Annotated in this window: 12 protein-coding genes; 2 read left to right on the plus strand and 10 right to left on the minus strand. The window is 69.6% G+C overall.

Annotated features, from left to right (window positions below):
- Positions 1-32: 32 nt before the first annotated feature.
- From ilvN to DEIGR_RS08590, 10 genes are all read right to left on the minus strand, one after another.
- On the minus strand, positions 33-632 hold the full coding sequence (gene ilvN, locus DEIGR_RS08545) for an acetolactate synthase small subunit (RefSeq protein WP_058976575.1): 600 nt from the start codon (positions 630-632) through the stop codon (positions 33-35).
- A complete protein-coding gene (ilvB, locus tag DEIGR_RS08550; RefSeq protein WP_058976576.1) occupies positions 629-2377 on the minus strand; it encodes a biosynthetic-type acetolactate synthase large subunit in 1749 nt (582 codons plus the stop codon). Before ilvB ends, ilvN begins: the two co-directional genes overlap by 4 nt.
- A gap of 236 nt (positions 2378-2613) precedes the next feature.
- A protein-coding gene (locus tag DEIGR_RS19625; protein WP_153013568.1) for an IS630 family transposase occupies positions 2614-3616 on the minus strand; the annotation gives its coding sequence in 2 pieces (ribosomal slippage) (positions 2614-3144 and positions 3146-3616; 1002 coding nt in all).
- A gap of 117 nt (positions 3617-3733) precedes the next feature.
- Positions 3734-5437 carry a VanW family protein gene (locus DEIGR_RS08560; protein WP_058976577.1) on the minus strand — a complete coding sequence of 568 codons (1704 nt, stop codon included), beginning with the start codon at positions 5435-5437 and terminating at the stop codon, positions 3734-3736.
- A gap of 458 nt (positions 5438-5895) precedes the next feature.
- Positions 5896-7146: an acetylornithine/succinylornithine family transaminase gene (locus DEIGR_RS08565; protein ID WP_058976578.1), complete on the minus strand. Its 1251-nt coding sequence runs from the start codon at positions 7144-7146 to the stop codon at positions 5896-5898.
- A gap of 227 nt (positions 7147-7373) precedes the next feature.
- Positions 7374-8264 carry a DMT family transporter gene (locus DEIGR_RS08570; protein ID WP_058976579.1) on the minus strand — a complete coding sequence of 297 codons (891 nt, stop codon included), beginning with the start codon at positions 8262-8264 and terminating at the stop codon, positions 7374-7376.
- Positions 8261-8728 (minus strand): hypothetical protein, encoded by a 468-nt coding sequence (locus DEIGR_RS08575; RefSeq protein WP_058976580.1) that lies wholly within the window; start codon positions 8726-8728, stop codon positions 8261-8263. The genes DEIGR_RS08570 and DEIGR_RS08575 overlap by 4 nt, the downstream gene beginning before the upstream one ends.
- The gene (locus DEIGR_RS08580) at positions 8721-9365 is read right to left on the minus strand and encodes a pyridoxamine 5'-phosphate oxidase family protein (protein ID WP_305791238.1); all 645 of its coding nucleotides are present in this window, start codon (positions 9363-9365) and stop codon (positions 8721-8723) included. Before DEIGR_RS08580 ends, DEIGR_RS08575 begins: the two co-directional genes overlap by 8 nt.
- Positions 9350-9970 carry a DJ-1/PfpI family protein gene (locus DEIGR_RS08585; RefSeq protein WP_058976582.1) on the minus strand — a complete coding sequence of 207 codons (621 nt, stop codon included), beginning with the start codon at positions 9968-9970 and terminating at the stop codon, positions 9350-9352. The genes DEIGR_RS08580 and DEIGR_RS08585 overlap by 16 nt, the downstream gene beginning before the upstream one ends.
- The gene (locus DEIGR_RS08590; RefSeq protein WP_058976583.1) at positions 9967-10434 is read right to left on the minus strand and encodes a GNAT family N-acetyltransferase; all 468 of its coding nucleotides are present in this window, start codon (positions 10432-10434) and stop codon (positions 9967-9969) included. Before DEIGR_RS08590 ends, DEIGR_RS08585 begins: the two co-directional genes overlap by 4 nt.
- A 19-nt stretch (positions 10435-10453) precedes the next feature.
- Between DEIGR_RS08590 and pdxR the strand changes: the two genes are divergently transcribed.
- Entirely contained in the window at positions 10454-11983 is a 1530-nt protein-coding gene (pdxR, locus tag DEIGR_RS08595) for a MocR-like pyridoxine biosynthesis transcription factor PdxR (RefSeq protein ID WP_083523978.1), read from the plus strand.
- Positions 11980-12348 carry a hypothetical protein gene (locus DEIGR_RS08600; RefSeq protein WP_058976584.1) on the plus strand — a complete coding sequence of 123 codons (369 nt, stop codon included), beginning with the start codon at positions 11980-11982 and terminating at the stop codon, positions 12346-12348. Before pdxR ends, DEIGR_RS08600 begins: the two co-directional genes overlap by 4 nt.

Consider the following 12348-nt stretch of genomic DNA (forward strand, 5'->3'; position numbering starts at 1 on the left):
TTTCTTTCAACCATCAACTTTCAACCATCGACCTAGAACAGATTGGGAACGTGGCGGGCGCGTTCCTCGCGCGGCTGGACTTCCAGGGTGGGTTGCAGGGCCTGCGTTTCGCCCTCGTGGTAGACGTGGGCGGGGATGTCGGCGTTGCTGCCACGGGTCAGGGCGATGCGGCCGGTGCGCATGGTCTCCAGAATGCCGAAGGGGCGCATCTGTTCGATGAACGCGGTGATCTTGCCCTCGTCGCCGGTGACTTCGAACGTGAGGGCGTGGCGGCCGACGTCCACGATGCGGCTGCGGAAGTCCTCGGCGATCTGGCGGACCTCGACGCGGCTCTCGGGGGTGATGGCGACCTTCACGAGGACCAGTTCGCGGTCCACGTACTTCTCGAGGCTGTGGTCGATGATCTTGACGACGTCGTGCAGTTTTTCCAGCTGGCGGATGGCCTGTTCGACCACGCCGCGGTCGCCGCTGACGACGATGGTCATGCGGGACACGCCGGGGTGCTCGGTGCTGCCGACCGAGAGGCTGCGGATGTTGTAGCCGCGGCGGCCGAACAGGGCGGTGATGCGGGTCAGGACGCGGGGTTCGTCGCGCACCAGGATGGACAGCAGGTGGTCTCGGGTGTCGGTCATGCTTCGCTGGCCTCCTCGGCGGCGTCCTGCATCTGCGCGGACAGGTCGGGGCTCCTGACGGGTTCGGTCTCGATCATCTCGTACAGCGCGGCCCCGGCGGGCACCATGGGGAACACGCCGTGTTCGTGCGGCACGACGACTTCCAGCAGGGCACTCTTCGGGTCGCTCAGCCACGCGTCGATCGCGGCGGGCAGCTCCTCGGCGGTGGTGGCGCGGTAGCCGGGCACGTCGTAGGCGTCGGCGAGTTTGATGAAGTCGGGGTTGCTGTCACCCAGCCAGACCTCGGAGTAGCGCTTCTCGTGGAAGAGTTCCTGCCACTGGCGGACCATGCCCAGGAACGAGTTGTTGATGATGCAGATCTTGACGTTGCGGACGTCGTACATCTTCAGCGTGGCGAGTTCCTGCGCGGTCATCTGGAACCCGCCGTCCCCGGCGATGACCACCGAGCGCACGCCGGGCTCCGCCATGCCCGCACCGATCGCGGCGGGCAGGCCGAAGCCCATGGTGCCCAGCCCGCCGGAGTTGATCCAGCGGCGGGGCTTCTCGAAGCGGGCGAGCTGCGCGGCGAGCATCTGGTGCTGCCCCACGTCGGAACTCAGGATGTCGTCGGGGCGCAGGCGGTCCACGACGGCCTTCACGGCGTACCCGGCGCCGTACGTCTCGGGCGTGACGGTGCGGCTCTTCCATTTCTCGATCTGGGCCTTCCATTCGGGGCGCGGGGTGGGCTGGGCACCCTCGGCGAGGAGCTGGGCGGCCTGCCGGGCGTCGCCGCGCACGGGGACGTGGGTGCGGATGATCTTGCCGATCTCGGCGGCGTCGAGTTCCACGTGGATGATCGCGGCGTTCGGCGCGAAACCGCTGACGCGGCCCGTCACGCGGTCGTCGAAGCGCAGGCCGATGCCCAGCAGGACGTCCGCCTCGCTGATCGCGCGGTTCGCGGCGACGCTCCCGTGCATGCCGGGCATGCCCAGCCACAGCGGGTCGCTGCTGGGGAACGCACCCAGGCCCATCAGGGTGGTGATGACGGGGATGTCCCACGCGCGGGCCAGCGCGGTGATCTCGGCGCTGGCGTCCAGGCTGCCGCCGCCCGCCATGATCACGGGCTTCTTCGCGCCGCGCAGCAGGTCCAGGGCGCGCTCGATGCTCTCGGGGCTGGGCGCGGGCGCCTCGGGGCGGGCGTGCGGGGCGGGAATCTCACCGTGAAAGGCGGCCAGCTGAATGTCCTTGGGGATGTCCACCAGCACGGGGCCGGGGCGGCCCGAACGGGCGATACGGATCGCTTCGGCCACGATGAGGGGCAGTTCCTCGACGTCGCGCACCACGTAGTTGTGTTTCGTGATGGGCAGCGTGATGCCGGTGATGTCGGCCTCCTGGAAGGCGTCGGTGCCCATCAGGTGCGACGCGACGTTCCCGGTGATCGCCAGCAGAGGCACGCTGTCGAGCATCGCGTCGGCCAGTCCGGTCACGAGGTTCGTGGCGCCGGGGCCGCTGGTGGCCATGCACACGCCGATCTCGCCGGTCGCCTTGGCCCAGCCCTCGGCGGCGTGCGCGGCGCCCTGCTCGTGGCGGGTCAGGACGTGCCGCACCTCGGGGTAGAAGGTCAGGGCGTCGTACACGGGCATGATCGCCCCGCCGGGGTACCCGAACACGGTGCTGATCCCGTGGTTCGCGAGGGTCGCCCACAGGGCCTTCGCGCCGGTCATGTCGCCCCGGTGCGGGGCGTGCTGCTTGCCGTTGTCTGCCATGGTCTCCTCCGTGCCTGCGCTCGTATGAAAAACCCCCACCCGGGTGTGGGTGGGGGTGTGCGGGTCGGCGGTACGCCTAGCCTCGGACTCCCCCGATGCTAAGAAGTACCACCACGATCGCCGCGTTCATGTGTTCAACATAGGCTCCCGCCTGAACCGGGTGCAAGGCGCGTCTAGACCGCCGGGCGTTCCGGCGCCGGGAACAAACGGACGTTATTGATTCCTGCGCAACTGGGTCACAGCCGAGCTCCATGCAGGAGGCGCCTTGGAAGCTCAGCCGCTCGCACTTTCCGCCACGCCACGGGCAATCGGGCCTTCAACGTCTGAAGATCTGACGGGCAGAAGTTCGCGAGGACATGCTGCTTCACATACGCCCACACCGGCTCAATCGGATTCAGTTCAGGCGCGTATGGCGGGAAGTACACCACCGACAATCGAGGTTCAGCTGCAACGAAGGCGCCCAGCGCCTTCGTCTTGTGAATGCGGGCGTTATCGAGCAGTACCGTGATCGATCCAGAAATGTGACGCAACAGATGCGACAGAAACGACAGGACGTGTGCGCCGTTGATCGACGCTGGATGCGTGTGTTGCAGAAACTGTCCCGTCGTGGCGATCGCTCCAATCGTCGACACGCTGTCCCAGCGGTACTTGGACACCAACACGGGCGTCTGACCACAGGGGGCCCAGGTGCGGGTCACGGTGGGCTTCAAGCTGAAGCCCACCTCATCGATGAAGACGAGTGTTTCTCCGGCCTCAACTTTTTTTTTCCAACTCGGGCACCGTGGTGTCCACCCAGGTGACGAGGGCCTCCTGATCCTGTTCTCGTGCCCGCCTCATCGGTTTCTGTGGTGTGAATCCCCACTGCCGTAAGAGCCGACTGAGGTGATCGACGTCGTACCACACGTCGTAGGTCTGGCCGATCAGCTCGCGCACCTGTGGGCACGTCCAGCGGGCATTCGGGGCCTGCGCGGGGCCCGGCCCCGCGCTGAGGATCGTCATGATCTGGGCGATCTGAGCGTCTGTCAGTCGTGGTGTGCGGCCTGGAGCAATGGTGGCTTCAAGAGAGCCCTGTGTGCGCAGACGTTGTCGCCATCGTCGAACGGCACTGCTGCTGACGCCGCACCGTTCGGCGATCTGGGTGGAGCTGAGCTCCCCTGCGCGGAGATACGGCTCAGCGAACAGTCGCCGTTCTTCCATCTGTTCGCGGGTCCACCGGGTGGGTTGCCAGGCTGGCGGCATGCCCTCATCGTACCCCTCTCGTTACGCTCCAACGCAGGAATCAATAGTGCGGTGCGTTGAAAGTAAACAGTTGATGGTTGATGGAGTTCGATTCCATCAACCATCAACTCTCGACCATCAACCCCTGGGGCCGGTTTCGTACACCGCCTGCCAGGCCTTGTACACGGTGCTGACCTTGTCGGTGCGCACGCCGCTGGCGTCCTTGATGGTCCGGGTGATGTAGAGGCTGTAGCCGTCAGCGGCCCAGTCCACCTGCCGCATGGTACCGGGGCGCAGGGCGGCGTTCACCACGTATCTGGGCGCGGGGTGCGGCACGCGCGCGGTGATCACGGCGGGGCTGACGGTCACGGTCCGCTGCGGCTTGACGCCCCAGACCTCCACGGTCAGGGTGCTTCTGGCGTTGTCGTTGGTCGCCTTGATCAGGATCGGGGCGGTCGTGTCGTTCTTCAGGCGCAGGTCCAGGCCCGGGTCGTACACTGCGGCCTCGAACCCCACCTGCGGCTCGTAGTACCCGACGCGGTACGAGTGCTGGTTGCGTTCCACGACCGGCAGGCCCGCCTGGTACAGCGCACGGAACACGGTGGTGCTGACCTGGCACACGCCGCCGCCCAGGCCGTCCACGGTGCGGCCCCCGCTGATGATCAGGCCGCCCACGAAGCCGTTCGACGCGTCGATGCCGCCCAGGGTGTTCAGGAAACTGAAGACCTCGCCGGACGGGACGACCGCGCCGTTGATCTTCGAGGCGGCGTTCGCGACGTTCGTTCGGCGCGCGGCGCTGCTGCCGTAGTACGTGCTCTTCCCGACGGCGATCAGTTGCAGCTTGTCCGCGGCGGGCAGTCTGTCGATGGTCAGGGTGGGCTGGTCGGCTTTGCTGGGGAACACCACGGTCTTCACCGCGGGGTCCAGCACCGCCTTGCGGAACAGGGCGTACGCCGCGGCGCGGTCCGTGACCAGTCCGGCCTTCTCCTTCGCCTTGACCAGCTTCCCGCCCTGCAGGACGTAACGGGCGTTCAGGGCCGGCTGGTCGATGGCGTCGGTCAGGCGGCCGAACGCGGCCTTGAGGGTCTTCTCGTCGGGTTCGATCCCGCTGTCACGCACCCAGTACAGGTCGGCGACCTGCAACGCGGTCAGGCCGCCCTTGCGGGCCGTGCCGCCGAGGGTCACGGTGAAGGGACGCGCGATGGCGTTCCCCTGCGCGACGTACGTGTTCAGCGTGGCGGCCGTGAGTTTCGCGGGGGTGACTTTCAGCGCGACCTTCAGGCTGGTCAGGCTGGGGGTGGCGACGTAGGTGTTCACGGCTGCGGTCACGTCGGCGCTCAGGCCGGGCGCGTCGGCCTTCACGGCGTAGCGCTTACTGACCTTGTCGAAGTACACGCTGGCGTTCTTCGGGGCCGTGTTCAGCCCGGCGGTCAGCGTGGTGAGGGTCGTGCGGGCTTTCGCGGGGTCCACGGCGGCCGTCAGGGGGATGTCCTGCGTGGGCGCCTGACCGATCATGCCCTGAAGTTTCTGGAGGACGCCGCGTTCCTGGGTGATCTTCAGCGCGGCGTCCACGCTGGTCTGCGCGTCGACGTGCCAGCCGAGCTTCTCGGCACTCAGCGTCCAGGTGTTCTTCCCGGCGGTGACGGTGACCTGCGGGGGTGTCGCGGCGCGGCTGCCCACGGCGACCAGGGCCTGCTCGCGGGTCATGCCGCTCACGTCCGTCCCGGCGATACGCAGGCCGGGGGCGAGGGTGGTGGTGTTCTGCGTGGCGGCAACCGCGAACGCTCCCCCCACGAGGAGAGCGACGGTTCCGGCGGTGATTCCTGCGGCCCAGACCTTCATCGCAGGCAGTGTAAGGAAGTTCACGCGTCCGTGATTGAGGATTGTGCACGTTCGCCAGACAGGTGCCACTTCATGAAGCCTCCGTCAGACTCCCGACTCAACTCTGTCCCGCAAGGCCGGACGGAATTCTCCGGAGCTTACCCACAGCCCATCGAACCACCGCCTCAATACGAGGGTCACACCCGAGCGCACGCTCATCCAACCGTCACCCTCGCCCGCCCCTCACGACCCGGCAGCAGAGGAAGAGCAACAGGCCCACGCCCACCCGCTGGGGGAAGGCGTGAGCCTGGAGAGGCGACCTTAATACGGCTTCCTTTTGTTGCGTGATCAGATCGGAAGACCACCGATCTGTCCACTCCACGTCCGGAACCCGATTCGCTCCTTCTCTGCGGAGCAGCTCTACGAGTCGCATCCGCTCGGGTCGAAAGATGTTGCACAACTTTCAACCGGAGTCCGCATTACTCGGTCTGGGTCTGTTCCTGCTGCGCGGCGGCCAGTTCCGCCTGCCGCTCGGCGCGGGGATTCACGCCGTTCAGGACGCGCTCGAACGCGGCGACCACCGTGTCGATCTGCTCGCGGCTGATGGTCACGGGCGGCAGGAAGCGCACGACCAGCGGCGTCGCCTGGAGGGTCAGCACGCCTTCCTCGTGTTCCAGCGCGTGGATGTACGGGGCGCTCTTCTCTTTCAGTTCCACGCCGATCATCAGGCCCAGGCCGCGCACCTCGCGGATCTTGGGGCTCTGGATCGCGCGGAGCTTCTCCATGAAGTACGCACCCTTCTCGCGGGCCTGCTCCGCCATGCCCTCGCGTTTCATGGCGCGGATCGCGGCGACCCCGGCGGCCATCGCCAGCGGGTTCCCGCCGAACGTGCCGCCGTGCCCCCCGGCGGGCATGCGGTCGGCGACGTCGGCGGTCATCACGAACGCGCCGATGGGCACGCCGCCCGCCATGGCCTTCGCCAGGGTCATGCCGTCGGGGACCACGCCGTAGTGCTCGGCGGCGAACATCTTCCCGGTGCGGCAGAACCCGGTCTGGATCTCGTCGAGGATCAGCAGCGCGCCCTTCTCCTGCGTCAGGCGGCGGGCCTCCTGAATGAATTCGGGGCTGGCGGGGCGCACACCGCCCTCGCCCTGCACGGGTTCGAGGATCACGGCGGCCGTATCAGAGGTGATCGCGGCGCGCAGTTCCTCGATGTTGCCGTACGTCACGAAGTCCACGTTGCGGTTGTCCACGGCCTCACCGAAAGGCTCGCGGTACTTGGGTTCCCAGGTGAACGCCAGCGCACCCAGGCTGCGGCCCGAGAAGCCGCGCTTCATGCTCACGAAGCGCTTGCGCCCCGTGGCGGTGATCGCGAACTTCTTCGCAGCCTCCATCGCCTCGGTGCCGCTGTTGCACAGGAACACGCGGTCCAGTCCGGCGGGCGTCACGCCGACGAGTTCGCTCAGGAACTCGGCGCGTTTGTCGTTCGGGAGGCTCTGGGGCATGACGAGCAGCCGCTCGGCCTGATCGCGGATGGCCTTCACGACGTCCGGGTGGCAGTGGCCGATGTTCGCGACGCCGTACCCGGCGACGCAGTCGATGTACGAGCGGCCGGTTTCGTCCCAGACGACGCTGCCCTGCCCGCGGGTCATGACGACCTCGTGCTTGCCGACGACGCGGCTGTCGTACTTCAGTTCGGCTTCGAGCCACTTGCTCTGGGTTGAGGTCATGCGGGGGTCCTCCGTGCGGGGTGGGGAATGAACGGGGTGGGTTGATTTCGCCGTGCCGGAGCGCAGGCGGGATGCGACAGTGTAGGCCCTGCGGCCCGGTCAGGTGCCCGGGTGTCCAGGGGACACGATCATGGCACACAGCAGGCGAGATGGCGGATTCTCCTGCCGATTGCCAGGAGAATGGGGGCGGATCTGTGAGCTCTGGGAAAACCTCGACGCTGTGACCCTCACAGGTCAGAGCTCACAGCCCCCGGAACCCGCTTCGCGCGGGGCAGCAGGTTGATCAAACCCAACCCCGCGAGCACCACGAGCACGCCCAGCACGGACAGCCCCCCGACCGGTTCCCCGGCCAGCGCCGCCCAGCCCAGTCCCCAGACCGGCAGGGCGTACGTGACGGCGGTGACCTGGGTGGGGCTGACGCGGGCCAGCAGGCCGTAGTACAGCAGGTACGCCAGTCCGCTGCCGACGACACCCAGGAAGAGGGTGGCGCCCACGGCGGTCAGGGTCAGGGGGGCGGGCGCCGGGCCGATCAGCGCGACGGGCAGCAGGATGACGCTGCTCAGGCCCAGCTGTGTGGTCGCCAGCCCCACCGGGTTCAGGCCGCCCAGCGTGCGTTTGGCGATGGTGGTGGCGACCGCGTACCCCAGGCTGGCGAGGAGCAGGATGATCACGCCGTGGAGCGTGGCGTGCCCGCCACCCAGTCCGCCGGACACCGTGAGGGCCACGCCGCCCATGCCCAGCAGCACGCCGCCCAGCGTCAGGCCACTCAGGCGGGTGTCGCTCAGGGTCAGGCCGATCAGGAGCGCGAACAGCGGCGTGGTGGCATTGATGATCGCCGCGATGTTGCTGCTGACGGTCTGCTCGCCCCACGCGAAGAACGACCACGGAATCACGTTGTTGAACAGCGCCACCAGCAGCAGCGGTTTCCACAGCCGCGCGGGCGGCAGGCTGTGGCGGCCCAGCCGCAGCGCGAGCAGCAGCACTGCCGCGCCGAACACGGACCGCAGGAGTGCCACCCACACGGGCGGGAACACCTCGCCGCCCAGGCGGATCAGAAGGAACGACACGCCCCAGAACGCCGAGAGCAGGAACATGTCCAGCGCGTCACGGCGGGTCACGCACGGCTCCCCGAGCGGCGGAAGTCCATGGTCCAGTTCGTCTCCCAGCCCACCCCGCCGTCGGTGGAGAGGGCCTGCTCCCAGTGGGCCTCGCTGGGGCTCAGCACCTGCCAGGTGAATCGGCAGCGGCAGGGCTGTCCCTTCCACTCGTCGTCCCCGTAGAAGGTTCCTACGCCCGCCGTGAAGGTCCCGGTCATGGGAGACTGGAACGCCCCGTCGGACGCGCCGATCCACTGGATGGTCCAGCGCTGCGCGGCCCGCTCGAAGGCGCGGACGGTCAGGCCCAGCGGGGTGCCGTCCGGGCGGTTGATGTCCTCCACGTTCCCCAGGCTACCCAGTGCGGGGCGGACTCGGGCGACGGTCTGGAATTCCTCCCAGTCCTGCGAGCCGACCAGACGGTCGCGCAGGCGCCGGTTTTGGATGACCCAGTTACCGTGCAGGAAGTCGAAATCGTGCTCACTCATGGGTGGCCTCCGGGTGACTGGGGCGCAGCTGAGCAAGGTGCGCGGGCAGGGCGGGCCAACCGTCCTCCTGCGCGGCGCCGTCCGCCCAGTTCTCCTTGCCGCTCCAGCGCTCGATCCTCAGGGCGTAGACAGCGGTGCGGGCCAGATCGGCGTCCGTGATGGGCCGGGTGTGCGTGCCCACGCGCAGGCCAGGGAACACCCGCTCGCTGAGTGTGGTCAGGGCCGCGCGGGCGTCCTCGCCGCGCAGGACGCGGGCGGTGCCGAACACGATCACGGAGCGGTACTGCACGCTGAGTTCCAGCGGGGAGTTGCTGGGCAGCAGCGTGCCGGTCTCGGTCACCTCGAAGGTCGCGGGGTGGCCCTGCGCCTCGCCCTGGTCGGTGTTGGCGCGCAGGCGGCCCACGACGTTCGTGTGGTACACGAGGTCCCGCGACTCGGGCCGGTACGCGAAGGCCAGTGGGGTCACGAAAGGCCACACCCGCCCGTCCTCGGATCGGTACACGGTCGCCACGCGGCCCAGCGGCACGCGCAGCAGCAGCGCCTCGATCCAGGCGTCGTCCCGACGGTTCTGCGGGCGGCGACTGACGCTCGGGTCGCGCTGCGCGGGGTCGTAGAAGCCGCTCACGGGTTCACCCAATCTCGCAGCCCCTGGCCTGTCGGGCGGAATTCCATCTGCCGGGCGGTGCGTTCGGCCAGCGTGCGCGAGTGCAGCCGCTCCACGAGGTGCAGGGTCATGTCGATGCCCGCGCTGATGCCGCCCGACGTGACCACCGCGCCCGAGTCCACCCAGGCGACGTCCGGCACGACCGTCAGCGCCGGGAACTGCGCCTGCAGGTCCGCCTGATCCTCCCAGTGGGTGGTGACGCGCAGGCCATCCAGCAGTCCCTCGGAGGCGAGCAGGAACGCACCGGTGCAGATCGAGGCGAGGACCTCCACCCGCGCGGCCTGCGCCCGCACCCACTCGCGCACGCGTGGGTCGGCCAGGGGCGCGTCCATCACGCCGCCGGGCACGACCAGCACGTCCAGCGGCGGGTGATCGTCCAGCGTGGCGTGCGGCAACACCCGGAAGCCCCCGCGCCCGACCGCCGGGGCACCCGACGCGCCGATCAGGAGCGGCTGGAAGGGCGCCACCTCACCGTCCCGCCCGGCCAGCCGCGTGGCGACACTCAGGACCTCAAAAGGGCCGCCCAGGTCGAGGACCTCGATGCCGTCGAAAATCAGGATACCGACGGTGCGGGTCATGCCGTCCCGCGACCCAGCGGCAGGCTGAAATGGTGGGCGGTGATGTTCATCCCGGCGCGGTGGTACAGGCGGTGCGCCGCGTGGCGCGTCTCCCCCACCCCGGAGTCGAGGTGCAGTTCCGCGCAGCCCAGTTCGCGGGCGCGGGCTTCCAGCCAGTGCAGCAGCGCGCGGGCGTGGCCGCGTCCTCGGGCGCCAGGAAGGGTGCTCAGGTCGTCCACGTACAGGGTGCGTCCGGCCCAGAGCAGGTGCATGACGCGGTACCCGGCGACGGCGGCGGCCTCCTCGCGGCCCGGCTCGAAGGCGCCGATCAGCGCGTAGCCCTCGGGGCCGGTGGTGCTCAGGAAGGTGCGCAGGGCATCCGGCGTGGCGGTGTGCGGCGAGTCGGGCCGCAGCGCGCGCAGGGCCGGGAGGGCCAGCTCGGCCTGCGCGGGCGGGATGGGACGGAGGTCACGGGGCTCGGTCATGGGCGTTACACTACGGGGCATGGTGGCCCCCCTAAAAGCTCCACTTTCCACTGATCTCCGGGGGCCACTGCCCACCCGGACGGACGAGCTGCCGTTTCCGCTGGACCTGCGCCGCGACCAGACGGAGGCGCTGCACGCGCAGCTGGCGCGGCAGATCCGCGAGGCGGTCCTGTCGGGGCTGCTGCCGGGCGGCACGCCACTGCCGGGCACGCGCACGCTGGCGCGGACGCTGGGGGTCACGCGCGGCGTGGTGGAGACGGCGTACGCGGAACTGCTCGCGGACGGCACGGCGCAGGCCGAGGTGGGGCGCGGCACCCGCGTGCGCGACGAGACACCCACACCCGCCCCGAATGCCCCAGCGGGTCCAGCAGGTGTTCCCGCGTGGCTCCCGGGCATCCCTCCGCTGCCGGTGGACGGTCCGGGCACGCGGCCAGGGCTGGACTTCCGGGTGGGCGTGACCGGCACCGCCACCCTGGACCTGCGGGCGTGGCGGCAGGCCTGGTCGGACGCGGCCCGCGAACCCGTCAGCGGGGACTATGCCGACCCGGCGGGCGAGCACCGGCTGCGGGCGGCCCTGGCGGCGTTCGTGGGACGACAGCGCGGGCTGGGCGCGCAGCCCGAGGACGTGCTGGTGACGGGCGGAACGCTGCACGCCCTGAACCTGATCGTGCGCTCGGTGCTGCCGCCGGGGTCGCGGGTGCTGATGGAGAATCCGGGGTACCGCGCGGCGCGGCAGGTGCTGCTGGACGCCGGGCACGAGGTCCTCCCCGTCCCGGTGGACGGCGACGGCCTGATTGTGAACGCGGACACGCCCGCCGCGCGGCTGGTGTACGTGACGCCCAGCCACCAGTTCCCGTTGGGGGGCCGCATGTGCCTGTCCCGGCGGCTGGCGCTGCTGGAGTGGGCGGCGCGGCACGACGCGCTGATCGTCGAGGACGACTACGACGGCGAGTTCCGCTACGGCGCGCCTCCCCTGCCACCCCTGGCCGCGCTGGCCGCGCAGACGGGCGCGGGGGGCCGGGTGATGTACCTGGGCACGCTGAGCAAGGTCCTGACTCCCTCGGTGCGGACGGGGTTCGTGGTGGCCGCCCCGCCACTGCTGTCGCGGCTGGTGCGGGCGCGGACGCTGCTGGACTTCGGGCCGCCCGTGCAGGTGCAGGCGGCCCTGACGCACCTGCTGACCGGCGGGCACGTGGACCGGCACATCCGCCGCTCGCGCCGCTGGCACGCGCAGGTCCGCGCGGCGCTGACGGGGACGCTGAACGGCCTGGACGGACTGGCGCACCTGGGTGGCATCGAGGCGGGGCTGCACGTCTGCCTGCACCTCCACCCGGCGCTGCCGGCCCGGGACGTGGCGGCCCAATTGACCGCGCAGGGCGTGCAGGTCACCACGCTGGACACCTACACGCTGGGCGAGGCCCCGAACGCGCTGCTGCTGGGGCACGGGGGCCTCAGCGCGGCGCAGGCGGCGGCGGGTGGGCGGGTGATCGCGGGCGCCGTGCGAAGTTGTGCAACCCGCGCGGGACTCGCGCCGTACTCTGACGCATGAGCAAGTCCTTCACCCTGCCACTGCTGGCGGCGCTGCCCGCCCTGCTGGCATCCTGCGGGAACGACCTGGACCGGTATTCCCGCACCACGTACAGCAGCTACGAGCAGTGCCTGATCGCCAACCGCGTCCTGATCGACCGGGGCCTGAGCAACCCCTGCGTGTACCGCACGGGCGGCGGCTACTACGGCCCGTACGTGCGGGTCGTGAGCGGCACCACCCGCTACGTCGGCTACGACCGCCTGGGCAAGGTGTCCGGCGCGGGCCTGACCTACGACAGCAAGCGCGGCTCGTACGGCAACTTCAAGGCGCCCGTCAGCCGGGGGGGCTTCATGTCCGGCAGCCGCTCGGGCAGCTTCGGCGGCTGA

Origin of the sequence: Deinococcus grandis, from assembly GCF_001485435.1 — a bacterium.
Taxonomy (GTDB): Bacteria; Deinococcota; Deinococci; order Deinococcales; family Deinococcaceae; genus Deinococcus; species Deinococcus grandis.